Annotated in this window: 16 protein-coding genes; 7 read left to right on the top strand and 9 right to left on the bottom strand. The window is 48.6% G+C overall.

What is annotated here, in order from left to right; genetic code table 11:
* Positions 1-124 precede the first annotated feature (124 nt).
* Together JNUCC31_RS28785 and JNUCC31_RS28780 are read right to left on the bottom strand one after the other, a co-directional pair.
* Positions 125-1825 (bottom strand): COG1361 family protein, encoded by a 1701-nt coding sequence (locus tag JNUCC31_RS28785; protein WP_192266748.1) that lies wholly within the window; start codon positions 1823-1825, stop codon positions 125-127.
* Positions 1822-8532, bottom strand: coding sequence for a DUF7507 domain-containing protein (locus JNUCC31_RS28780; RefSeq protein WP_192266747.1), 6711 nt, complete (start codon positions 8530-8532; stop codon positions 1822-1824). Before JNUCC31_RS28780 ends, JNUCC31_RS28785 begins: the two co-directional genes overlap by 4 nt.
* A gap of 306 nt (positions 8533-8838) precedes the next feature.
* Here JNUCC31_RS28780 and JNUCC31_RS28775 point away from each other — a divergent pair, with 306 nt between their 5' ends.
* Positions 8839-9882 carry a GGDEF domain-containing protein gene (locus JNUCC31_RS28775; protein WP_228469293.1) on the top strand — a complete coding sequence of 348 codons (1044 nt, stop codon included), beginning with the start codon at positions 8839-8841 and terminating at the stop codon, positions 9880-9882.
* Positions 9883-9972: 90 nt separating this feature from the next.
* Here the strand turns inward: JNUCC31_RS28775 and JNUCC31_RS28770 are convergent, their stop codons facing one another.
* The gene (locus tag JNUCC31_RS28770; RefSeq protein ID WP_192266745.1) at positions 9973-10494 is read right to left on the bottom strand and encodes a hypothetical protein; all 522 of its coding nucleotides are present in this window, start codon (positions 10492-10494) and stop codon (positions 9973-9975) included.
* A 638-nt stretch (positions 10495-11132) separates the two neighbouring features.
* Between JNUCC31_RS28770 and JNUCC31_RS28765 the strand changes: the two genes are divergently transcribed.
* From JNUCC31_RS28765 to mnhG, 6 genes are read left to right on the top strand one after another with little or no spacing between them, the layout of a single operon-like run.
* Positions 11133-14087, top strand: a complete 2955-nt coding sequence (locus JNUCC31_RS28765; RefSeq protein WP_192273401.1) for a Na+/H+ antiporter subunit A — start codon at positions 11133-11135, stop codon at positions 14085-14087.
* 1 nt (position 14088) lies between these two features.
* Entirely contained in the window at positions 14089-14427 is a 339-nt protein-coding gene (locus tag JNUCC31_RS28760) for a Na(+)/H(+) antiporter subunit C (RefSeq protein ID WP_192266744.1), read from the top strand.
* A complete protein-coding gene (locus JNUCC31_RS28755) occupies positions 14420-15898 on the top strand; it encodes a Na+/H+ antiporter subunit D (RefSeq protein ID WP_192266743.1) in 1479 nt (492 codons plus the stop codon). The genes JNUCC31_RS28760 and JNUCC31_RS28755 overlap by 8 nt, the downstream gene beginning before the upstream one ends.
* Positions 15899-15904: 6 nt before the next feature.
* Entirely contained in the window at positions 15905-16381 is a 477-nt protein-coding gene (locus JNUCC31_RS28750) for a Na+/H+ antiporter subunit E (RefSeq protein ID WP_192266742.1), read from the top strand.
* Positions 16381-16665 carry a Na(+)/H(+) antiporter subunit F1 gene (locus JNUCC31_RS28745; RefSeq protein ID WP_053782045.1) on the top strand — a complete coding sequence of 95 codons (285 nt, stop codon included), beginning with the start codon at positions 16381-16383 and terminating at the stop codon, positions 16663-16665. Before JNUCC31_RS28750 ends, JNUCC31_RS28745 begins: the two co-directional genes overlap by 1 nt.
* Complete coding sequence (gene mnhG / locus JNUCC31_RS28740) at positions 16649-17041, top strand: monovalent cation/H(+) antiporter subunit G (protein WP_192266741.1); 393 nt, start codon at positions 16649-16651, stop codon at positions 17039-17041. The genes JNUCC31_RS28745 and mnhG overlap by 17 nt, the downstream gene beginning before the upstream one ends.
* Positions 17042-17180: 139 nt before the next feature.
* Here the strand turns inward: mnhG and JNUCC31_RS28735 are convergent, their stop codons facing one another.
* The 6 genes from JNUCC31_RS28735 to JNUCC31_RS28710 all read right to left on the bottom strand — a co-directional run bounded on the left by JNUCC31_RS28735 (position 17181) and on the right by JNUCC31_RS28710 (position 25246).
* Entirely contained in the window at positions 17181-18353 is a 1173-nt protein-coding gene (locus JNUCC31_RS28735) for a rhamnogalacturonan acetylesterase (RefSeq protein ID WP_192266740.1), read from the bottom strand.
* 141 nt (positions 18354-18494) lie between these two features.
* On the bottom strand, positions 18495-19514 hold the full coding sequence (locus JNUCC31_RS28730; RefSeq protein ID WP_192266739.1) for an alpha/beta hydrolase family protein: 1020 nt from the start codon (positions 19512-19514) through the stop codon (positions 18495-18497).
* Positions 19515-19745: 231 nt separating this feature from the next.
* Positions 19746-22046, bottom strand: coding sequence for an MMPL family transporter (locus tag JNUCC31_RS28725; RefSeq protein WP_192266738.1), 2301 nt, complete (start codon positions 22044-22046; stop codon positions 19746-19748).
* Positions 22047-22099: 53 nt separating this feature from the next.
* Positions 22100-23254, bottom strand: coding sequence for a type III polyketide synthase (locus tag JNUCC31_RS28720; protein WP_192266737.1), 1155 nt, complete (start codon positions 23252-23254; stop codon positions 22100-22102).
* Positions 23255-23469: 215 nt separating this feature from the next.
* Positions 23470-24090: a flavin reductase family protein gene (locus JNUCC31_RS28715; RefSeq protein WP_192266736.1), complete on the bottom strand. Its 621-nt coding sequence runs from the start codon at positions 24088-24090 to the stop codon at positions 23470-23472.
* A gap of 160 nt (positions 24091-24250) precedes the next feature.
* The gene (locus tag JNUCC31_RS28710; RefSeq protein ID WP_228469292.1) at positions 24251-25246 is read right to left on the bottom strand and encodes an iron-hydroxamate ABC transporter substrate-binding protein; all 996 of its coding nucleotides are present in this window, start codon (positions 25244-25246) and stop codon (positions 24251-24253) included.
* Positions 25247-25732: the final 486 nt, after the last annotated feature.

Raw genomic sequence — 25732 nt, 5'->3', positions numbered from 1 at the left:
TCACGGGTTGTTTGCCGAGGTCATATTCAATTAGTATACCATTCATTTACGTTCGTGTAATGTCAAGACTCCTTAATGAAGCAAAAAATTACTTACATTTACAGCTAAAAGCTATTGTCTCCCATTATTCATCGCCATCTTCGACAATAATAGTGTATACATTCGAAATGGACGTTCCTGAATGCCTCTGCCCGTTCCACTCATAGGTGTACATTGCGGTTACGGAACCCTGCTGGATTCCCAGTTGTTCAGCAGTGGAAATTTGAGCAACATAGGTGATCCCTCTTTCTGCTCCAGGTTCCAACTCTCCCACATGTAAATATCTTGGGGAAGAAAACCCTGAAATGACCGCTTGTTCGCTTACTTCTGCCTTCCCAATCCATTTGGCACCTGACGGAAGCACATCAGCCAACTGCACTCGCGCAGACCAGGACCCTGTGTTGGTCACATGCACATAAAAGGTTACATTCCCTCCTCGTTCGATCAGGTCAGGCTGCACTTCCACATGGACAGAGATGATAGGGTACTTCAACAGAATAACAGCTGTATTGGAGGATATGATTCGCTGCACGGACCGAGAATCAGGTAAGCGAAATGTATAAATCAGGCGAGCCTGATTCATCAGCTCGAAGACTTGAGATACATCCTCCTCCTGTTTCTGCTCTAAAAGGATCACATCAAACTGGATGTTAACTGTAGATCGTGCAGTCAGCGTTCCCAGATTGATACCTTTAACCAGATTTGTTCCACCACGCTTCACGCCATTCCATCCGAGACTTCCCTCGACATAACGCAGACCTGGCGGGAGAAAATCCGTTACGATCGCATCGACTGCAAATGAACCTTCATTGTGTACTGTGATCTGGTATTGAACGGTATCCCCAGGAGCAGCGATGGACGGATTTACACTTTTTACAATTGAAATCTGGGGCTGAATGATCTGCAGCGTTGCTGCGTTCGAATACACAACTTCCAACTTGTCACCTGAAGTGTACTCCAGCACAGCCTGGGTTGTTATACTCTCTGCCATGCTTCCTCCCATGACCTGCACCCGAAATTGGATAGGGACCGATTGCCCGGGTAGAACATCACCTATCGCAATTCCGGAATCAGGCGTCGTTTCGGGAACAAAAATCTCATTTACAATGACACTTCCCGGTAGAAATTCAATGCCTTTGGGCAATGGAATGGTCACCCACGCATTGTCACCTATCCAAAAACCAGGATTGCTCACCAGAAGGTTGTACGTGAGGATATCCCCGACAAAGGTCTGTACACGATCTGCATTCAAAACCAACGACAGACTTGAGGAAATGAGACTCACTTCCACCACATTGGATTTCTCTTCTCCCTCAACCGTCCGTCCTTCCGGTGTCACAAAGTCATATCGAACCTTCGCTTGATTCACCAGTTTCAAGATCGGTGGGAGACCGACGATAATTACCTGGAAATGAATGCGTAACGTCGTTCCGGGCACGACTTCCTGCCCCGGTATCCCGCTCTCCGGTGATACTCCGGGTAGTGGAGTCCCATTCAAAAGTACACTATTGGGAAGAAGTGAAGTTTCTGACGAAAGTGAATCCAGCACATGTACCATGGCAGAACAATTACCGGAGTTCTCAATTTCAATCAGGTAGGTCAGTGTCTGCCCCAGAGCAGCCTCTGCGGTGTTACAGAACTTGTGAACCTCCAACCTGGGGCCGATCCATGGTGTAACTACCGTATTGGAGTAGGCCACTTGTTCCAGTTCAGTCGTACCCGAGCTGAAACGAACCAATGACTGATTCTGTAACAAGTGGGACAACGGACCGGAAGATGGGCTCATATCACCACAACCTCTACACTGAATGTAACGGTAACTGAACCCCCGACAGCAATTGAACCGAGCGTTATCCCTGTATTTGGATTCCCGGTAGGCCTTGCGACGCCATCCACTGTTACACTTCCCGGCACGAATACGGTGCCTGTTGGCACAGGGTCTACCATGACCACGTTATTGACCACTTCAATGCCGCTGTTGGTTACAACAACGGTATAAGTGATCACATCACCAACAACAGCATCAATCGCACTTGTACTTTTGACAACATTAACATTCGGTGCAGATACGGGAATCACCAGAACGTTGGAGGAGACCGTTCCCGTCAGCTGACGACCATCCGGCGGACTAAAGGTATAGTCTGCCACTGCCTGATTGACCAGTTGTTGATTCTGCGGCAGTGAATCTACAGTAACTTCAAGCGTGACCGTTACATTAACAGAACCTCCGGGTGGTATGGTGCCAACTACAATTCCTGCTTCCGGATTGGCACCTGGTTGTGGAACACCATCAATCAGGACACTGTTTGGAAGCAATACTGCTCCATTTGGAATGTTATCCGTTAAGGTCAAATTCACTGCAAGATTCCCACTGTTGTTAATGGAAAAAGAGTAGACGATGGTGTCACCTATTGTCGCATTGGAGGTACTCGCTGTTTTGGTTAAGCCAATAATCGGCTGATAAATTGGCGTTACCACTGTATTCGAGTAGGCTGCCCCCGAGAAAACACCCGATGTGAAACTTACGGATGACTGACTGCTCACTTGCGGCGGTGAAGGCAGCGTATTAACCCGTACTGCATACGATACTGCTACAGATGCTCCAGGCGCCAAGGTACCAAGCGAAATGCCCAGTGCCGGGTTTGCCGAGGCACGCGAAACACCGTCCACCAGAACACTGCCAGTGACAAACGTTGTGGCTGAACTGATTGGATCGGTCAATACGACGTTGTTAACCGGTTCAATTCCATTATTGGTCACAACCATTTCATATACAATTGTATCGCCAACGACAGCATCCACTGCCGGAGTCGTCTTCACCACACTGACATTCGGAGAAGATACCTGGATATTGAGAGCGTTGGATGATATGCTGCCTCCCAGCGTTCTTCCGTCTGGCAAGGTGTAGGAATAGGTTGCTGAAGCCTGATTGGTTATCGACTGACTCAAGGGAAGAGTAACAATCACAACCGAGAATGTGACCGTGGTTGTTGTGGAGACTACGCCGAGCGGGATGCCTGAAGCCGGATCGGCTCCTGGTGCTGAAGCTCCATTAATGATGACACTATTCTGGACAAGTTCTGTTCCGGCTGGAATGGTATCTGTCAACGTGACGGATGCCCCATAGTTTCCCGTATTGGAGATGGCAATGCTATACACAACGGTGTCCCCGACGGTGGCTAAAGCCTGATTTCCCGTTTTAACAGCCGAGAGAATTGGTTGATACACAGGCGTAGTGACCGTATTCGAAAATGTGGTAGCTGAAAAGGCACCTGATGTAAAGCTCACCGTAGATTGATTGTTTAGAATTGCACTGGCCGGGAGGGCCGTCACCTGCACACTAAATATAACAGTCACGGTAACTCCAGGTGCGATAGAACCAAGCGTTATTCCGGTTGAAGGATTGGCACCTCTTCGAAGAACCCCATCAACAAACACGCTGTTTGCTGTAAGAACTGTACTTGCCGGCAAAGCATCCGTGAACACCACATTACTGACCGTCGCAATGCCGTTATTGGTTACTGCGATGCTGTACGGGACGACATCTCCAACAGATACAGCTGTAGATGTCGTCGATTTAACTACATCGACATCGGGTGCCGACACCGAAATCGTAAGTACGTTAGACAAAACAGATCCCGTGATGTTGCGGCCGTCAGGCAGCGTGAAGGAAAGAGCGACCGAGGCCTGGTTCACCAGCCGTTGAGGAGATGGCAGGGAATTAATAACAACCGAAAAGGTAATCGTTGTAGTTGCCCCGGCAGCGACAGTGCCTGCGGGAATGCCTGTTGCAGGATTGGCGGCAGGCAATGGCTGGCCATTCACGATGACACTGTTAGTAACGAGAATGGTCCCTGCAGGGATATTGTCCGTCAGGTTAATCTGGGCACCATAATTCCCCTGATTGGTGACGGTTACCGTATAACTGACGGTATCCCCAACGGTAGCATTTTGTGTACTGGCTGTTTTTTGTGCCGAAAGGATGGGCTGGAATACCGGTGTAACCACAGTATTAGAGAACGTTGTGCTTGAGAATGCTCCAGAGGTAAAGCTGACCGTGGATCGATTGCTCAACTGGCCACTTGGCGGGATCGCGTTAACATTGATATTGAAAGTGACGGTAGCGGAAGTTCCTGGAGCGAGTGTGCCGAGCGATATCCCTCCTGCCGGATTGGCTCCGGGCTGTACCACCCCATTCACGGTAACACTGCCTGCGACGAAGGAGGCTCCGGCAGGAATTGGATCCGAAAGCTGAATATTGTTTACCGGTTCTATTCCGCTGTTCGTTACCAGAATAGAATAGGTCACCGTATCGCCTACAGTAGCCGCGGTGGTAGCTGTACTTTTGACGACAGCGACGTTTGGTGACGAGACCGGAAACGTGAGCGTATTCGAAGTGGCGGAGCCAGTTAACGTACGTCCGTCAGGAGGTGTAAATGTAAAGGAGGACGTAGCAACATTGCTAAGCTGCTGCGGAGATGGAAGTGAATCCACAACAACAGCAAATGTGACTACAGCCGTCGCTCCCGCTGCCACAATACCTACCGGAATGCCTGTTCCTGGCGTCGCTCCAGGCTGCGGCACACCCGATACCACAACACTGTTGGCTACTAAAGTAGTCGCAGCAGGAATGGTATCCGTCACCGTAACATTTGCCTCCAGATTGCCTGCGTTGCTTACGGTTACCGTGTATACAACCGTATCACCTACGGTCGCATTTACGGTATTTGCTGTTTTGACGAGAGATATTTGCGGTTGTAAGACCGGAGTCTGTGTTGTATTGGAAGATGATGACCCGGAAAATGAACCGGATGTGAAGCTGACCGTCGACTGATTGTTAATCTGTGAAGGAATCGGCATAGTAATCGTCACCTCAAAAGTTACGGTAACCTCGGCTCCTGGAGCCAACGTACCGATTGGAATGCCGGCGGTCGGATTGGAGAGCGGGAATGAAGTCCCGTTCACAATGACGCTTCCGGGTACATATGGGGTATTCGGAGGAAGAGGGTTGACATATATCACATTGTTTACAGCTTCAGTACCGTTATTTCGAATAACAGATGTGTATTGAATGACATCCCCGACTACGCCATACTCTACATTATCACTGTTTACAATGGTTACATTGGGCAGAGATACGGGAATGGTAATCGTGTTCGATAACAAGGAACCAGCTACCGTTCTCCCACTTGGAAGGGTATAGGTGAATGATGCAATCGCTTGGTTAGTCAACTGCCTTGAATCAGGCAAACTTGTGACCGTGGCAACAAAAGTGACCGTTACGCTTGAGCCTGCAGCGATCGCCCCCAAATTGATTCCCGCTGTCGGGCTTACACCTGGTGTAGGTACACCATTAATAATGACGCTGTTCGTACTGAACACAGCTCCCGCAGGAATGGGATCCGTCAAGGTAACCGTTGCGGCAATGTTGCCTGAATTGTTGACTTGAATGGAGTAGTTAAAGGAATCCCCTACCGTCAAATTAGAGGTGCTAGCTGTTTTTGCTACTTGCATCACTGGTTGATATATGGGTGTATTCACCGTGACAGACGAAGAAACGCCATTAAAACTGCCTGACGTAAATGCTGCACTTGCCCGGTTGCTGACTGAGCCTGTGGACGGAACGGATGTCACTCTTGTTTGATAGGTCACCGTAACGCTGCTCGAGCTGTTCAATGCACCGACAGCAATGCCCGAAAGTGGACTTGCATTCCTTGCAGCAGCTCCATTAATTGTGACGCTACCGGAGACGAATTCCGAACCGGTTGGCGTATCCGAGATCACCAGATTTTGTACCGCACTGCTCCCTGCATTTGTTGCAACGACCGTGTACGTAAGCACATCGCCTACCGTGGCGTCCGACGTATTTACTGTTTTACTAATGGATATATTGGGACTCGATGCAGGTATGCGAACGACATTGGATATGCTGCTGCCTGAGAGATTACGCCCACTCGGAAGCTGGTACGTATAACTTGCAGTCCCCTGATTTTCCAGCGTTGGCGGAGACGGGAGTGTGCTGAGTGTAGCGCGAAACACCACCGTGGCCGCAGCTCCCGGCAGAATACTGCCCAATGTTATCCCGGTCAAAGGGCTGGTTCCAGGACGCGCAGTACCATTCACTGTTACCGAATCCGGGATAAACGTCAGGCCTGCGGGAATCGTATCAGTCACCGTCACTTGAGTCGCTATGTTCCCGCTGTTCGTTACTACAAGTGTATATGCAAGCTGATCGCCCAATGTCGCGTTGGTTTGGCTCGCGGACTTGTTGATGCCGATTACTGCCTGGTATACAGGGGTTGTAATGGAATTGGAGTTGGATATCCCCGTGAACGAACCCGAGCTATAAGACACTACGGCTCGGTTGACCAACGAACCTGATGCAGGCAGGGACTGCACCACAACCTGAAACGTCACCGTTGCAGAACTCCCGGCTGCCAGCGTTCCTAGGGAAACTCCACTGCTCGGATTGGCCGATGATACGACAGTTCCTCTAACGGTCACACTGCCGGGTACAAAGCTTATACCAACCGGCAGAGAATCCGTGAGTATCGCATTATTAATCGCCTCGATGCCACCGTTGTTTGTTATCACGGTGTAAGTAAACGTCTCTCCCACTACAACATCAGTGACTGACGCCGATTTTACCGTTGTAACATTCGGTAAACTCACCGGAACCGTCAACGTGTTCGAGGCTACTGTGCCAGTAATGGTCCGACCGTCAGGGGAGTTGAAGGAATAGGAACCCGTAGCTTGATCCACAAGGGTTGGAGGCGAAGGCAAGCTTGTTACAAGTACCTGGAAAGTTACGGTATTTGTACTTCCAGCCGCGAGACTCCCGAGATTAACACCAGTTGCGGGATTGGCGCCTGCAATCACATTTCCATTCAGTCGGAAGCTGCCTGTAACATACGAGCTTCCACTCGGGATGTTATCCGTTAATGTTACGTTGGCAGCAACATTCCCTCCGTTGTTCACCTGAAGCGTATACGTGACCTGGTTACCCACCGTGGCATTGGTTGTACTCGCCGACTTCACAATGGACAGGTTTGGCGAATAAACAGAAAGTGTAGAGTTATTGGACGGAATAACTCCCGTAATCACTGACCCGCCTGCCACACTTTGAAACGTAAAAGCGGCATTCGCTGAATTCACCAGCTGCAATATGCTTGCATCCTGGCTAATGAGCGCACGATAAGTTATTACGATGCTGCTGGACAGGTTTAATGAGCCCAGCGGAATGCCGGCCGTCACGTCGAGAGTTGAGCGCGACACACCAGCGACCGTTACACTCCCTGGAATGAAGGTAAGCCCTGCAGGAAGTGAATCAGATAACACCACGCTGGCCGCACTGGCTGTACCTGCATTGCTGACGGTCACGGTATAGAGAATACTATCGCCCGCTACCGCACCGGAGGCAACCGATGCCTTGGCCACTGTAATTTTGGGCGCATTAATATCAACCTGAATCGCATTGGCATTAACAATGTAGGCATCCCCGGAGGTCGTCAGTGTTAACACTGCAGAAGATTGGTTGTTAATCAGTCTCGCTGACACATCCACATTGGTAATATCCCAGCCTTGACGCCCACCGATAATATTGGTGCCTGGGGCCCCGTTCGTCTGGTTTCGCGTTCCGAAAGTCCCTGTGGTATTAAGTGCTCCGGTATCTCCGTTGATTTGAGAAGCAAAAAAATTCGCAGCCAGATTATTGGGTCCGGATAACGCAACCGATGTTGCTGAAGTCGGCCCGAATAATGCCTGGTCCCCGGTCCGGTTCGCGTCCCCCTCCTGCGCACTGAACAGGGCTCTCCCTCCCAATGCACCCGAAAGCGGAGTGGCAAATCCAGTCAGTGTAGTAACAACTGGCGCAGAGGTGGATTGAACCAGTACCCCACCAGCACGCAAGGACATGTTGCGAAAGGGCAGACTGGGGTTCTGGTAAATGACACCAAGCGTCCATCCCGCATGATTAGCCGTGGAGTCACTAGGAATAACAATAGTCCCTACCACTGCCCCTGTTATGTACGTACCCGCCCCGCCATTCTGAACCAATGTCGTTACATTGGCTGAACGGACATATCCAGCAGCATTATTCCCCAGATCGAACTGATTGTAGGTAAGTGGATCAGGGGTAATACTGAACGTTCCTGCGGGTGTAATAAACGTAACCGGATTGTTGATTGCAGCACTTAGATTGATTGTTCCATTGATGTAACTGCCGCCCCAGATCAATTCTGCATACAAGACGGTGCTGCCAGCAGGAAGGACGAGTATAGCCGCTGAACTGTTGCTCTGATACAAGCTTGTGGTTCCGAGGGGATAGGAGCCGTACTGGACGCTGGCGTTAGTTGTAGTAAAAGCTCCAATACTGTCCTGCGTTCCCGGCACCCCTGCGGTTTCCGAACGGCTCAGTCCAAGCGTATTGCCGGTAAATGTAATGGCTCCCGTAGCATTAACGGTTGAACGAACGATAAGAGGAATTGATCTCACCTCCCCTTCATCATAATTGCAGTCATATGAATTGGAGCTTTCATATTCAGTCTATGAGCCTAATTTGTTTTTTTGTTTGTCCCTGATAATTACTTAGTACTCTTTGACTTATGTATTCTTAGTTTCCATTCTCCTAATTAAATGATTTGCGTTTCGTTCATTGTGTTTTATAATCAGATTATACGAGAGCGGTGTCTGTCGTATCATTATGATGCAGTCAGCGGTGATAATTTGAAGATTCCCAACTTACATAACAACCATATTCCAACCGGTTACGAATTCAAGCATTCCAAATGGATCAAAAAAATGCTTCGTGCATACTGGGTTGTCGTTTTAACGCATGTTGTCATTCAAATAGGCTGCTTTCAGTTTCTGGATTATGATCGCACTCCGGAAGATTTTATGATCCATGTTTTATTTTGGCCTACATTAGCCAGCACTCTAGCTATTCTGATCGCCAATTGGGTGGAACGCCATTTCAGTTCATTTTCCTTCTATTCCATGTCCATCGCCAGCACGATCATAGCCTGGGCCATCATTCATGTTAATTACGATATTCGGATCATACTAGCCATTTGTCTGTTGCCGATCTTCGCTTCGGTTCTGTTCTTCAGCAAGAAAAAGGTATGGATGGTATGCCTCATGCAGATCATTGGCTATCTCATCGTTCTCTGCGACCCAGCCTATCGGCTCTACTTGTCCTCGTTTGATATGATTTCCATTCCGGCTTTTCTCATTGTAGGTACATACGTTGCACAACTGATTGTTACGAGCGGCGTCGAGGTGCTGGATGATCTTCAGGCCAGTATGCTTGCCAAACAGGATCTGATTGTGCGAAACGCGATTATGAGCAAGCAATCCAAGACGGACGGGCTAACCAAACTGTATAATCAAAGCTCCTTTAAGGACTATTATGAAAAAGCGTTTGAGTATGCCACCAATGGCATGAGTCTTCACCTGGCTCTAATGGATATTGACAATTTCAAATCCATTAATGATACATATGGACATCAGGTGGGAGACGCTATTCTGGAAAGAGTCTCTCTGGTCATTCAGGAGAACATCACATCGGGCGATATCGCCGCACGTTATGGCGGAGAAGAATTCGCACTGTTAATGTTTGAGCAATCTTTCGAACAGGCTTATGCCGTGGTGGAGCAGATCCGTAAAAAAATTGCCCGTAGCGTTCACAAAGAACTCGAAGGGACTTATATTACGGTGTCTGTCGGCCTCAAAAGCTACAGTCCCCATCTGACCAAGGACAAATTGTTTGAAGAAGTGGATGCCTGTCTGTATGCCGCCAAACGAACGGGCAAAAATAAAACAATAACATCCCTTGATCTGGTTTAGTCGTCCCCCCCAAAAAAAAGTAGTGCTGCTCACCGGGAAGCCGGTTACACAGCACTACTTTTTTTGATTTGGATCCTTTACTCCCATTTTTCACTCTGCCCATTCCCAACGATGTGAATTTTGCTCCAGCTTCGGGTGAAGCTGTGCAGACTGTCCATCAATAATCAGACGCAATTCTTTAATCCAGTCGTTAAAGGAGTCGAACGACGCGAACAAATTCGCCATCTCGGAAGTCATATACAAAAAGTGAGGGGAAGGGTATTCCGCCGTAATGTGGCGCAAAGCTGAGTCGATCGGTGTATATTTCTTCCTTTTGCCCTCTAATGACTCCACCCTTATTCGGGACCCAGGATGATCCCTCCGCCACTCATGAAGACGATCTTCTCTTTTGTAATAAGCCTGTACGGTATCCCGGCTCATTCGCTTAACCGTATTCTCATGCAATGGATATAGCACAAGTTGCACGAAAGAACGTGTATCCGCCGTTGCAGCAGCACGTTCAAGTTGTTCATCGGTCACATGCTCGAAAGAATCATAAAAAGTAAGCGTGCCTTTACGGGTGGCCGCAGGCGGCTCGTAACCGTACGGTACGGTTGTGTATTTTCCTGACATTTCATCTCTCCTTGTACGAACCCACATCCACGATTCGTATTCCGTTATGGTTTCAATCGTTGTTCTTTATCTCGTGATAGAAGGTTATTCTATTTTTGCCCGCACGTTTCGATTCATACAGCACCTCATCAGATATGTGCATCATTTCACTCGGGTGGCAGCTGTAACCTGGATCTCCGCGCTGCCAATATTGCAACCAATAGGCAACCGCTCATAATCGATAATAAACGGTTAATTCAAGCTATATTATATCTTCTGCATTAGCATGCACTTCTCCTCTTGAGTCCATATCCACAGGACTGCATCATGGACATCTACGATAAATTTACCCTTAATCCCCTCCGGTTACACAGGTCTTCCCGATACGTTTTCACCTCGCCATGAATCTAACCCACGAGAACGTGGGAAAGCTATGGTGAAGCTGATTCAGCAGCAGTTGGACCCCGGCTGGTTCAAACTATATGTCCTGCAATAGGAGGACATGATCGGCATCGTGTTTCTCCCATTCAAAGAATAGTCACGATTCTGTATATACATACTTGGGTTATGAATATATAGAGCAAGCATGCCATATCGGTAATGATGACTTGTTCGTTATAACAGAAAGCATTAGAAATTCAGTCATTGGGGGTGTAATGTTGAGCCTGCTTCATGTTGCTGTGATTCTGCCTTTTGCCGCTGGTATTATTCTTGCCATGCTGCATCAATTTTTCCGTAAAATACATATGGGATGGCCGGTCTTGCTTGTCCCGGCCCTGTTATTTGTCTATTTTGCGAGCCTCATACCCGCCGTGTCCCAGCGGAATACGGTATCCGGATATATTCCATGGATTCCTTCACTGGACATTGGATTTAATCTATATCTGGATGGTCTAAGTCTGCTGTTGACACTATTAATCACGGGAATAGGAACCTTGGTGGTCCTTTATTCCATTTTCTATATGGATACCAAAGAAGCCTTGAATCGCTTCTACCTGTATCTGTTGATGTTTATGGGAGCCATGCTCGGCGTGGTGCTATCAGATAATATGATTGTATTGTATGGATTCTGGGAATTGACCAGTATTACGTCCTTTCTCTTGATCGCTTTTCACTACAAACGCCAAGCGTCCACTTCGGGCGCACAGAAGTCGTTCCTCATTACTGTTTTTGGTGGTTTTGCCATGCTTGCCGGGTTCATGCTGATGTACCTCATGACGGGTACGTTCAGCATCCGCGCAACGATTACAGAATGGGGACAGATTCAGGAAAGTGCACTCTTCTTGCCTGCTCTTGTGCTCATTCTGGTCGGTGCTTTTACCAAATCGGCACAGTTCCCGTTCCACATCTGGCTGCCAGACGCGATGGAAGCCCCCACGCCCGTCAGCGCCTATCTGCATTCGGCTACGATGGTCAAGGCAGGACTGTATGTCATAGCCCGGTTCACACCGATCTTTGGTGGACAGGGAGTATGGTTCTGGCTCGTCACCGGGGTTGGGCTGTTCACCCTTTGTTATGGATCTTTCCTTGCCGTGAAAAAAAATGATCTTAAGGCCATTCTGGCCTATTCTACCATCTCACAGCTTGGTCTAATCATGTCTCTGCTCGGCGTTGGCTCAGCAGCCCTCTATTTCGGATATGGCGAATCCTCCGCGATGTACACCGTTGCCATTACGGCAGCTCTGCTTCATCTGTTCAACCACGCTACCTTCAAGGCCGCTTTGTTTATGGTCGTTGGTATTGTGGATCATGAGACAGGTACGCGGGATATAAGGAAACTCGGCGGACTTGCTTCATTTATGCCTGTGACCTTTACGGTAGCACTCGTCGGAGCACTCGCCATGGCCGGAATTCCGCCGTTTAACGGATTTCTGAGCAAGGAACTGTTCTTCCAGGCCATGGTGGAAGTGACACACTTCCGTATCTTTGGACTCGGGTCATGGAGTGTACTCTTGCCTGTGTTCGCCTGGCTCGCAAGTGTATTCACTCTGATCTATGCGCTCATTATTGTGTTCAAAACGTTCCTCGGTCACACTCGCAGTGAGATTCCTGCCGAGAAGCTCCATGAAGCTCCTGTTGGCATGCTGATTCCTCCAGTCATTCTCGGCATACTCGTGATTACATTCGGGCTATTCCCGAATCTGCTGGCTGGATCATTAATTGAACCGGCGATGGCAGGAGTGCTTCCTTCTCTGCTAAGCGGAAATGAGCACTTTGATGTTCATTTCTCGTTATGGCATGGCATCACACCGGAATTGATCATGACCGTCGGTGTAATGGCCTTGGGGGTAACCTTATACAAATTGCTGCCCCGCTGGAAAAATATATATGAACACTACCCACAAGGGCTGACGATAAACAATATGTACCACGTCGTGCTGGATAATCTTCAGCATTATGCACGCAAATGGACCGAAGCCTATATGAACGGTTCAGTTCGTAATTATCTGGTATACATTTTCTCGTTCACCGTTGCATTGCTGGTCTATGCCTTTTTCCGCTCAGGGGAAAATATCACCTGGAATTTCAAGGGTAATGCCCCCTTTTCATTCTATGAGGCAGTGCTGCTTGTCGCGCTGATCGCGGCAGCGATTTCGATCCCATTTGCCAAGAACAGGCTATCTGCAGTCATTATGACAGGCGCAGTTGGTTATCTCGTCACGTTGTTATTCGTTCTGTTCAGAGCCCCGGATTTGGCATTGACCCAAATGATTGTCGAAACGGTATCGGTTGCCTTGTTCCTGCTCTGCTTCTACCACCTGCCTGAGCTGCAACGAGGCAGATCAAGCCAACGGTATCTCACTGTGAATATGGTTGTTGCCATTGCTGTCGGAGTGGTTATGACTTTTGTTGCATTAGCCGCGAGTGGAACCGCATCACTGGAGAGCATTTCCGACTTTTTCATTCAGGAAAGCTACCATCTGGCTGGCGGCAAAAATGTCGTTAATGTACTGCTGGTGGACTTCCGTGGTTTCGACACCTTACTGGAGATAATGGTACTTGGGGTAGCTTCCTTGTCCATCTACTCCATGATTAATCTGAATCTCGAAGCAAGGGACCTAGGCGCCAGACTGAAATTCCGCAAGAAAGAACAGACTGAAGATCAGGATCCTGGGTCGGATGACGAAGCAGACAATACGAAAAAGTACGGCAACCGGGAACGCAGTTCTTCAACCTGGGATACCGTACCCCTCCAAAGCAACGATGTGTTGTTGCAAACGACGACCAAAGTTGTCGTCTTTATCATCTTGACCTTTGCCCTACATCTATTCTTTGCTGGACACCATAATCCGGGTGGGGGATTTATCGGCGGTCTCGTAACGGCTGCCGGACTGGTTCTAATTGCACTGGCGTTCAGTACAGATACCGTACGCAAAGCATTACCTATTGATTTCCGAACCCTGACAGCCATCGGACTGGGCATTGCCTTGTTAACCGGAGCGGGCTCCTTTTTGTTCGGTGTACCCTTCCTGAGTCAAACCTTTGGTTACTTCGAACTTCCTGTACTTGGAAAAACAGAGCTGGCAACCGCGATGCTGTTTGACCTGGGCGTGTATTTGGCTGTCCTGGGAGTCACCATGAATATCATTCTACAGATCGGGGAGGATCGCTGATATGGAAATATTGATGTGCGTGGCTGTTGGCATATTGTTTGCGGTCGCCGTCTTTTTAATCTTATCGCGGAGCCTGCTCCGGATCGTGCTCGGCATGTCCATACTCACTCATGGGGTGCATCTGCTGCTGATCACGATGTCTCGTCTCAAAACAGGTGCACCACCACTGCTTGGGGAGCAGGCCGAGCGATATGTCGACCCGCTTCCCCAAGCGCTGATATTAACGTCCATCGTCATCAATTTTGGATTAACTGCTTTCTTCTTTGTTCTCTCCTATCGTTCCTATCTGAAGCTGAAAACAGATGATATGGAAGAGGTTAGGAGGCGCCCATATGAATAATCTCGTTGTGTTGCCCATTCTGCTGCCACTGATTACCGGAGTTATTGCTCTCCTGTTCTTTCGACGGACAGATATTCAACGAATGGTGAGCGTTATTGGCCTTTTGCTAACAGCAGCGGCTTCAACCGTACTGATTACCCAAGTGGCACAGTCGGGGATTCAGACGCTTAACATGGGAGGTTGGGCACCTCCCTACGGCATTGTGCTTGTTGCCGATATGGTATCGGCCTTGCTCGTAGTGGCTGCATCCATCATCGCGCTGGCCTGCCTGCTCTACGCCTTCCGAAGCGTAAACAGGGAGCGGGAAGAGCATCATTTTTACCCGTTCTTTCATTTTCTGATTGCGGGTGTAAATGGTTCGTTTCTTACAGGGGACCTGTTTAACCTGTTTGTCTGCTTTGAATTGATGCTCATCTCTTCTTATGCGCTGATTGTACTGGGAGGTACGGAGAGACAACTGCGGGAAACGATTAAATATGTATTGATTAACATTGTCTCTTCTGCACTGTTTGTAGCCTCTATTGGCTTTCTTTACTCGATTACCGGCACTCTAAACATGGCCGACTTGTCCAATCGGATCGCTGAAGTCGGACAGAGTGGAGTCATCACCCTGATCGCCGTCCTCTTCCTGATCGTGTTCAGCATCAAGGCCGGATTGTTCCTTTTCTTCTGGTTATCCGGCTCTTACGCGGCCCCTCCGGCAGTGGTCACCGCCCTATTCGCTGGTTTGCTGACCAAAGTTGGCCTGTACGCTATTGTGCGAACATTCACACTGATCTTCTATCATGATCCGGATTTCTTCCATGCACTAATCGGCTGGATGGCTGGAGCGACTATGGTACTCGGGGTAATCGGGGCCATGTCCTATCGTGACGTTAATAAAATTCTCATCTACAACGTTATCGCGGGAGTGGGATTTGTAGCCTTCGGCATGGCTGCTGCCAGCCGTCCGTCACTGGAAGGTCTACTCTTCTACATGCTGCATGATATGTTGATCAAAACACTGCTCTTCCTGCTCGGGGGTGCTCTGATCGCGGTCGCAGGAACCTCCAAACTTGACAATATGGGCGGGCTGATCCATCGCTATCCACTGCTCGGCTGGATGTTCTTCATTAGCGCACTTGCCTTGGCCGGTATCCCCCCATTCAGTGGATTTCCTGGGAAATTGCTGCTGTTCGAAGGCGGGTTTCAGGCAGGGTTGTATGGTCTGACGGGCATTGCCGTCCTGTCCAGCCTGCTGATGTTATATTCGGTTCTGCGCATCTTCATTCAAGCATTCTGGGGTGAACCACCAGCAGGCACAGTGAGAAGACCCTATGCCGTGAACGGTCTGCTCATCCCTGCGGGAATTCTGTTTGTGTTCATCATCGTGATGGGTGTGGGGGCTGAGGGCATGTTCCAACTGACCTCCCGCGCAGGCGACATTCTGCTGCATCCCAATCTTTACATTGATGCAGTATTGAAGGAGTAGATACGTATGGCTTTTCAGATTGTGCTTAATCTTATCATTGCCTTTGTATGGATGTTTCTGAATAATGCGTGGAATGGCGTTGGCTTTATAACAGGTTATCTACTGGGACTGCTGTTGATCGGAGGCATGCGGCGATTCTTTCCAGAACGTTTTTACATCGTCCGTGTCTGGGCGATCATCAAGTTGATTGCCTTGCTGCTCAAGGAACTGGTGCGGGCCAGTATTGAGGTTATTCGCCAGATTGTGAAGCCCAAGCTTGATATTCGTCCAGGCATATTTTCCTATCAGACACAGCTGTCCTCTGACTGGGAAGTAACACTCCTCTGTCTGATGATCTCACTCACACCAGGTTCCCTGCCACTTGAAGTTTCGGGTAATCAACGCAAATTGTATATACACGCGCTGGATATCAAAGACGAACAGAAAATGAGTGATGATATCAAAAATACGTTCGAAAAAGCCATTATGGAGGTGACGCGGTAATGTTATCCTCACTGTTATTCATTTCCTTGCTAATTCTGTCCCTGGCGATCCTGGGTTGTCTGTATCGAGTGCTGCGGGGCCCCTCCATGGCGGATCGAATAACGGCATTGGATACGATAGGTATTAATGTGATTGCCATTGTTGCTGTGCTATCCATGATGCTTCATACACAAGCTTATCTGGATATTATTCTGCTGATCGGCATTCTCGCTTTTCTAAGTACAGTTGCATTCGCAAGATACATTGAACGAGGGGCGGTATTCAAAAATGAAGGAGATCGTTGATGGAACCGCCGGCATTGTCATCGGACTCATTGTCCTGCTGGGAGCACTACTGAGCGCATTCAGTGCGTTTGGGCTGATTCGACTGCCAGATGTATATTTGCGTGCACATGCCGCTACCAAAAGTACTACGCTCGGTGTAATGTGTGTGCTAAGCGGAACGTTTCTCTTCTTCTGGTATTACGACAACTATATCAGCGCTCGGGTACTGCTTGGCATTGTGTTTGTCTTTATCACGGCACCGGTTGCCGGGCACCTGAACGGACGGGCAGCCTATCGCACAGACGTCCCCCTGTGGGAACAGAGTGTCCAGGATGAACTTGAACCGCTGCTGAAAGGTAAAAAGGTCAACCATGAGGCCAAGGACATGATGGAGTAGTCACTTGGTCCATCATTAAATACCCCCGGGATACGCCGCCATTACGTGGCCGTCCCAGGGGTATTCTTTGGTTTTTACGATTTGTCTCCGTCCAATCTTGCTTCGAGAAGAAGTGGAGATACGCTCTATTTTAACCGGATCAGAATCCATCCAATCCCTGTCTTCTCAGATCCGCAGCAACGATTCGTGCAAGCTGGACAGCACCATCCCGATTCGGATGCAGCGTGTCTCCTGTCATGTACAACGCCAGTGTTGCAGCCGGCCCAATGGAAGTGAAATAGGCCGAACTGAGTTTGTTCAGTTCTACCAGCGTCACTCCCTCTTCCTGAGCCAACGCGCGTGTGGATGCATTGTACCAGCGATTCTCCGCCGAGTGTACATTCGCTGAATTGAAATCGGTTGCCCGGCCCTGAGGCGTCGACAGAATCACGGTGGCTCCTTTATTTTTGGCTTGACGGACCATATCACGCATGATCTCCTTGAACTCCGCTTCGGTTGTATTGTTCTTGGCATTCGTATCATTAATCCCTAATTGCAAAATAAAATAATCCCCTGGCTTAATATACTTCAAAATCGCTTCCATCTGACCATCATCACGGAAGCCTCTTGCAATTTGACCGCTTGAGGCCATATTGCGTACCTGAAATGTACTGGTATTCACGTAGGAAGGAAGCAGCTGCCCCCATCCACCCTGTACACTGCTGCTGAGCGGATAATAATTGCAGACCGTCGAATCGCCGCCAATATAGATTGTACGGTTCGTCACCGTCTGATTCGATATTTTCCGGATTTCAAGTGCGCTAAGTGTAAATGCAGTGCCTGCCTTACCTTCCGTAACCAGTAGATTTAACTGCCCATCCGTTACCGGAATTTGAAACTGATCCGTAGCCGCGTTACCTGTCATATTGATAATCTGGTATACGCCCTCTGCTGCCACACTGGATCTGGCTGTATTGCCCAGGACCACTTTGACTTCATAGAGACCGTTGGACAAGTCCACATTAAACGTATTTGTGCTCTTCGTGCCAAAGGCCACAAATTGTACGGCATCGCTTGCAACGCCCGTTCCAGAGGCCGTTACATTACGCATATTGGCAGGTGTATTGAATCCATAGCCTTTCGCTGAAGTATAGGCATCCGTTGCCTGAACACCTGTGTAACCGCTCTGAACTGCACCCGCACCAAAATCAAATTTGTACTCATTTGCTGCAGCTTCGGCGACTGGTCCGCCATTAGCTGCCAGAGCACCTCCAATCAGGCTTGTGAACAAAATGAGACAGAGCAAATATCGCACGGACTTTGACCATTTCATAACTAAACACTCCTTTCATTCCATTGATTTGACCAAACATGGTGCATGTATGCAAACAACAATCCGAATGAAATGATGCAACCCGCTTATATTCCCTTGCAGATTTTCATATCCTAAGCCTCTCAGTATGTCAAATCGTACCTACAGAACGTTCTTAAGCCAATCATAGGCCTTTGCTCCGCTGATCTCATGTGCACCGATAAAAAAGTCCGCATCCAGCGATCCCCGTGCTCCCGCCTCTTCATAGATTTCTGTCAGTCGTGCAAACGCCTCTTTGGCAGTTTGTAGCGGAAAGACCTGATCTTCACTTCCCGCTTCAATCAATAGTGGCCTAGGTGCAATCAGTCCGATGATATCCGGCAGCTCCGCTTCCCGAAGAATACCCGGGATATAATTGTCCAGACAATGATTCCGATCCAGTATGCTGCCATGGAACGTACTTGCATAGCCACTCACCACAGCCGCACGACACCGTTCATCCAGCGCAGCAGTGAATGCCGTCACCAGCCCGCCACCCGAAATGCCCATGCTGCCGATACGCGACGGATCAGCTTCGGGACGAGTGATTACGTAATCCATCACACGAATCGTCTCATAGATTCGATGTCCGGCAAGGGTCTGTCCTGTCATGAGCAGATGGGCGGCAATTTTGGTACAGGAGCTTGTGCCAGGGGGTGCATCCCGATCTTCCTGCAATCTTCGGTCACCAAATCCAAGTAATTCAGGAGCTGCAACCACATATCCACGCTGTACAAGGGCGACCGCGAAGTCTTTATGCAAGCCGGGTTCTCCCCTGCGCGGTGAACCGTCGGGCTCCATACCGGATATCTCCCGGCTGCCGTACCCGTGTCCATGACAGGCTACAATAGCTGGTCGCAGCTCATTGGTAACGCTTACTTCATTAGGGATCAAAACATAAATGGGCATGCGCAATCCCGCATACGTCGTAATTTCAACCCGCTCCCGGATGTAGCCGTCACATGAGAAGCGTTCGAGCAATACGGGATTTAGCTCGGCCGCTACACTTGGGAAACCGCCCAGCCGCTCTTTAATCCGTGTTCGCAACTGGCTGCGCCATTGCTCAAGGGATTGACCCTTTTGATACGCGGAGCGTCCACGCGGGCTTGTCTGCTTTTGCAGATAGGATTCAATATCCGACATTACTGTTCCTCCCTCCAGTTGGTTCAAATGATAGTCGTATGTAATAAAAAAAAGAATGTTAGGCTTGTCCAATCTATTATAAAACAGCATACAGGGCGTGAATTGAATATTATTGCCTGTTTTGGCCTGAACTCAATCTATTTTGATGAAAAAAGGATATTCTCCGCCTACCTGAATTTCAGGTTACGTGAATACCCTTCTTTATCCTGACACCCCTGATGGTTATCCTCTTCATTCCCTCTGCCCCGGGAGCCACCAGTTCCATCTGCCCATCAGTTTCATCAGCGCAGGCACCAGCACGAGACGGATGATTGTAACATCAATCAGTACCGCCGATGTAATCCCGATCCCCAGCTGCTTCACACCCGCTACGTCAGCAAAGGCAAATGGCACTGTCACTGCCAGCAGGATCGCAGCCGCAGAGGTAATCAATCGCCCGGTTGTAGCCAGTCCTTGCTGTACAGCCAGATCGCTGTTGCCAGTTCTTCTGTATACTTCCTGAATGCGGGTTAGCATGAAAACACCATAATCCATCGAAATGCCGAAGACCAGCCCGGCGATGAATACGGGAATCATGATGGCAATGGCAGATGGCTCCATACCAAAGTGTCCCTGATTGAAGACCAGGACCAGCACACCGAATGAAGCCGCCAAGCTGAGCAAGTTCATCAGAATGGCCTTTATGGGGATAAGCAGTGAACGGAATGCTGCGAGCAACACCAGATAATTGGATATCACAACAAACGCCAGCACCTTAGGCAGCTGCCCTGAAACCTCTTCCATAATTTCATGCTGCTTGACTGCTTCCCCGCCATAACGCAGCGGTATGAAGGATGAGGAGTCAGCGGCGTCCTTCGCCCTCATCTGCTCGAGCCAGGATGCAGTCTCATCTGAACCCGATGTTCCGTGAATGGTCGCCACAATACGAATGGAGTGGTCAGACATATATGAACGCAGCCATGCAGGGGGCTGAGATTTGGTTTCTTTCAGTACTTCACGCAAAGATGGTGATAAAATGTTCATTTGAGATTGAATTTGAGATTGAATTTGAGATTGAATTATAAATTTATTTTGTGATGGAGCTTGGTCGGAGAGCTTGTCCGGCAGCATGATTCCCCATGCGGATTCAACACTCACTACATTCGAATCCTGCTCAAGCTCTCGCATTTTATTCAGCGCAATCCGCCAGTGGGAGGCAGTTAGCGGCTCTGTCGTTCCACCAATCACAATTTCTACAGCGGAGACATTCTTTTGTCCAAAGATGCGCTGTAACTGCTCGGTCGCCTGGCGAGACTCCAAGCGGACAGGCAGGGAAGCAGCATCCGGGATGGCCAGCTCTAATCGGGTAACTGGTAGGACCAAAAGAAGCAATGCACCCGTTCCAAGCAATGTCATGCGAATCGGCCGTTTCATAATGATGCCTGACCAGCGTGACCAGAACGAACGTGACGGCAACGTTTGCTCAAGCGGCTCCCGCCTGAAAGGGGATGAATACCCTGACTTTTGTCTAAAGATCCGTACAGAATATAGCGATAGAATCGCTGGCAGCAGGGTTATATTCAGCAGTACCGATATTACGAGAACGATAATGGCTGCCAAAGATACGCTCAGGAACATGGGCAGCCTGATCCAGAGCAGACCGAGCAATCCCAGCAGAACACACGCAGCAGAAAAGAATACGGCTCTTCCTGCTGTACGCAGCGTTCTTTGCAAGACTTCCTCTTCTTCTGCACCTGCTTCTTCCCTTTTCTGAACTCGCTGAAGCTCCTCCCTGTACCTACTCAAAATAATAAGTGCAAAATCTATGCTGAGCGCCATTCCCACCATGGGAATCACGTTGATAACAAAGTTGGAGAGCGCCAGATGGTAACCCATCAGGGATGTAACTCCCATTGCCGTTATGACGCCAGATACTCCCATAATGACTGCAATCAGTGCCGCATATAGGCCTCTGAATGCAAAACACAAAATGACGAAGGCAAGCGGCAAGCCCACTATCTCTGCCTGCTCCAAATCGCGAAAACTCAAACGGTTTACATCCTGCTGTACAACCGATTTGCCCGTGATTTGGACCGTTCCCGGACCCTCTGGTGTTGCAAACATGGAACGCAGCTGTGCCAGCGGCGGGCCCATTTGGTGAGAGGGTACATCAAACCTCAGGAGAGCATAGGCCACATCCCCACGCAGCATATGGCTTCCACCTGCTTCAAGTGGAGAGATTATGGCCGTTACACCTGATATCGTGCGAACCTGTTGCAGACGTTCTTTCATCCAGCCTCGGAATTCAGCGAGGGTAGTACCTGTCTTTTTTTCAAATAAAAGAATTACCGGATCAGTAGGCACATGAAACTCTCTCTCAAGAATAAGCTCAACAGCATGAGCCTCTCCTTGGTTCAAGTTCAGTCCATGGTCCTGAACAATACCAGGCAATTTCCACGCCCAGATGGCTGACATCCCGATGATAAATACCCAGCAGAGAATGATGAATCGCGGATATCGGCTAATGAGGACAACAAGGCTGCGATATCCCATACCCAAGCTCCTCTGTATCAGAATGGTAAATGAAGTTTTATTGGCGAATCGGCTTAAATCGTGCCATAATTCACAGGTTCTCTTTTCTTAACGAATTCTGGAACGTACGTAAAAGGAAGCAATTCCGCGGTCAGACCTGGTCCAAATGCAAGTGCAATTCCGCTGGATGCCACTTCCATCTGGCAGTAATCATCCCGGATCGCTTGTAAGACAAACAGAATTGTCACAGAAGACAGATTGCCATAATCCCTTAAAATGTTTCGACTGTAAGCGACCTGCTCATCCGAGAGTTGGTACAGCTTCTGCACTGCATCAACGATACCTCTGCCTCCAGGGTGGATGGCCCAGATTTCCGGTAAATCACGGCTACCCAGCAATCGTTCAACCTCTGGACCCAGATGAAGGCCGAGCAGCTTCGGAATCTGTGGTGAGAGATACAGATCGAAGCCGGTATTGCCCACTTCCCAGATCATCTCTTCCGCACAGTCTGGTAGCAACACCGAATGTCCACTCCCCAGTCGGAATAGTTCTTTCAGTCCCATTTCGGCCAGCCCGACTACACAGGCAGATGCACCATCCCCAAAAAAGGACGCTGCAAACAGATCGTCCCGCTCGGCCGATGGCTGGAAATGAAGGGTGCACAGTTCCACACATACGATAAGAACCTTGGCGGATTCATCACTTGTTACCATCGAATTCGCCAACTGAATTGCTTTCAGACCGGCAGCACAACCTTGAAATACAAGCGGAATCCGGTTTACACGTGGTGACAGTTCAAGCTGCTGAATCAGCCGAACATCGAGACCGGGCAGGAATTGTCCTGTACAACTGACCGTAATGAGATGTGTAATCTCTGAAGTCGTCAACGCGGCGTCGTCAAGCGCCTGACGTGCGGCCTTCATTCCAAGCGGAACGGCAGCTTCCTTATATTTAGCCATACGTTCGGCAGTGGTCGGAACGTTCTCCGTCTGGGTAAAGGGCAGATAACGGCAGGAATCTACAGGCTCTAACAGGTTCGGTTCACACGTATAACGCGTCTCCACCCCGCACTGATTGAAGATTCGCTTGGCCCACCGTCTGGAATCCGGCTCATGCTCCAGCGCTTGTGCAAGCCGGGCAGACACATCCTTTTGATCAATGCGATGAACAGGCAATGCCGTTCCTATTCCCATGATACTTGCCGCTGCTGTTCCATCAAGATGGTTCATCGGCTCCAACCTCCTTATATAAAATAGGTTCATGTCACATGTGCAGGATATATAGTACAAGTCTATTCATGGCTAGTCCCGTTTATGTTCACCACACAAGCAAAGACGGACAACACATGCGAATATACGCACATATTGCCCGCCTTTACTAAACGAAGAATCCTATGTATGTTTTGATCCAGACGCCTCAATGGCCATGGGACCTGTCCAAAAATCTACACAGGTCGGATCACCGTAAACCTCTCGCCCAATTTGGCATAGTCATTCCCGGCCAGCCTACTGATCGGTTTGAGCTGATCCATTAATATATATTTGGTAGCAGGATCATATACTTTCTCACTGAAATGATACTGTACAATACGAACCAGAATCAGATCACTGACAGGTTGTCCCTCATCGTTCGATATCGAAATATGTTGATACAGCTTGCACTCCATCCGAATCAGCGCTTCCTGAATACCCGGTACAGAGACCACAGTGCTTGGAACCGTCGTCAGTTTTGTCCGTTCCAGTTCACTTTCGTGAGGCTCCAGCATAGCCGCTGTCTCGTTCATATCAAGAGCAATCGATTCATCACAGATATGTACAACCAGTTCCTTCCCGGCAAGCACATTGCGCGCTGTGTCTTTCATAATGCCGTCCTTGCGAGCAATCGAAATGGATAACAGCGGCGGATCAGAGCTGACCACATTAAAGAAACTGAATGGCGCTGCATTAATGACGTTACCATCTTGAGAATGTGTTGTAACAAAAGCGATCGGGCGTGGTACCACCGCTCCACTCATCAGTTTGTAATTATCTCTGCCTGTTAATTCCCGCGGATCCAACGTGAACATTTCCAACTATCCCCTTTCCTGATCGTGAAGTAAGTAACGCCTTTCTTCATGACACTACAATGCTTCTATATTATATATCGTAAAAGGCTGGACAGACAAAAAACTCCCTGGCACCCATTGCACCAAGGAGTTTGAACATGCACTACGTATTGGCTATGTCCTATTTAACGATGCTGCTCTGAATGTCTTTCATAATTTGAAGGTTCGCCTGAACTCCGCTATACAACCAGCTGCTGGAACGGGTAAATTCAAATATGTTACCATTTTTCACAGCCGGGATGCTTTGCCATACCGAATCTTTCAATGCTTCTGCTCCTGTTCCCTTATCACTGTTAACCAGGAATAGATAGTCAGCATCTATTTCTGCGATTCTTTCCAAAGAAATCTCGGACCAGTTACCCGTTGCCTTTACAGATGCTTCCTTTACAACTTCAGGCTCTAACAGCCCCAGTTCGTTGTACATGACTTCACCACTGGAGACATTGTCACTTACAACATAGAACTTGTTGTTGAACAGCCACAATGCCGCTGCAGACTTCGTGCCACCTGTTGCTGCTGCAACTTTCTCCTTAATTTCTTTTGTTTTTGCATCGTAATCAGCAAGAGCTTTCTGTGCTTCATCTGATTTGTTCAGAATCTCTCCTATCTTCAAAAGAGCTTGACGCCAATCCTTGTTTATGTCATCACCAAGTACATAAGTTGGAGCAATTTTGTTATATTGTTCATACTTTTCACCCTCAACTGTACTCTCGCTACCCATAATAATCAGATCCGGCGAGAAACTTGCCACTGCTTCGAACGGAAGATCACTTGCAATGCCGGGTATACCGTCCAGATCTTTTTGCAGATACTCCTGGATTCCACTAGCTACAGACCATTGGGCAACTGGCTTAACGCCAAGTGTAACGAGATGATCTTCCAGATACGAAGCGATGATACGCTCGGGATTTGCAGGGATTTTCACTTCGTGACCCATCGCATCGGTCAATGTACGTTCTGTCGGAGCCTCTGTCTGTGTCCCAGTCTCCGATCCTGTTTTAGTCTCTCCTGCTGCCGTACCGTTGTCTGCTGACTTCGACCCGCATGCTGCCAGCCAAATGGACATGACCATTACGGTAATCATAAGCAAGATCATTTTTTTGTTTTTCTTAAACACGTGACTGTCCCCTTTCAAGATGAACATCTCAATACATTGAGTTGTTATGACAAATGTAGACGTTTATACATTACTCATGCCTATTTAATACCTGTATGTACTTTTGTCCAATTCCATTGACAATGATAATTGTTATCAATGAAATTGTCAATGGAGTTGTGGCGTTTAAAATTAAACGGGCTCTTCATTCCTATGATTCACATTTGGGCGAATGCCGCCATTCAATTTGCCCAATCGGGTGTTGCAACGCCACGTAATCCAGAGCAGCGTGTATTGCAAAATTTCTGTTACAACCGATAATCTCTTGTATTTACGTACAATGATGTTTACCTGATGTGGCCAGCCGTTAATTGGTTCGGGTTTGTGGTGGGATACTTCTATCCATTCCTAACTCCAAGTATCCTGCTCAACACCCAAATTCTGTTTGCTCTCTGCTAAACCTGATCGGACATAGAACAAGCGCCCCAGTTGAAGGAACGAGCCTTC

This window comes from Paenibacillus sp. JNUCC-31, assembly GCF_014844075.1.
Lineage (GTDB): Bacteria > Bacillota > Bacilli > Paenibacillales > Paenibacillaceae > Paenibacillus.
Note: the sequence above shows the minus strand (reverse complement) of the source record. Positions and strands in the feature narration are given on the sequence as shown.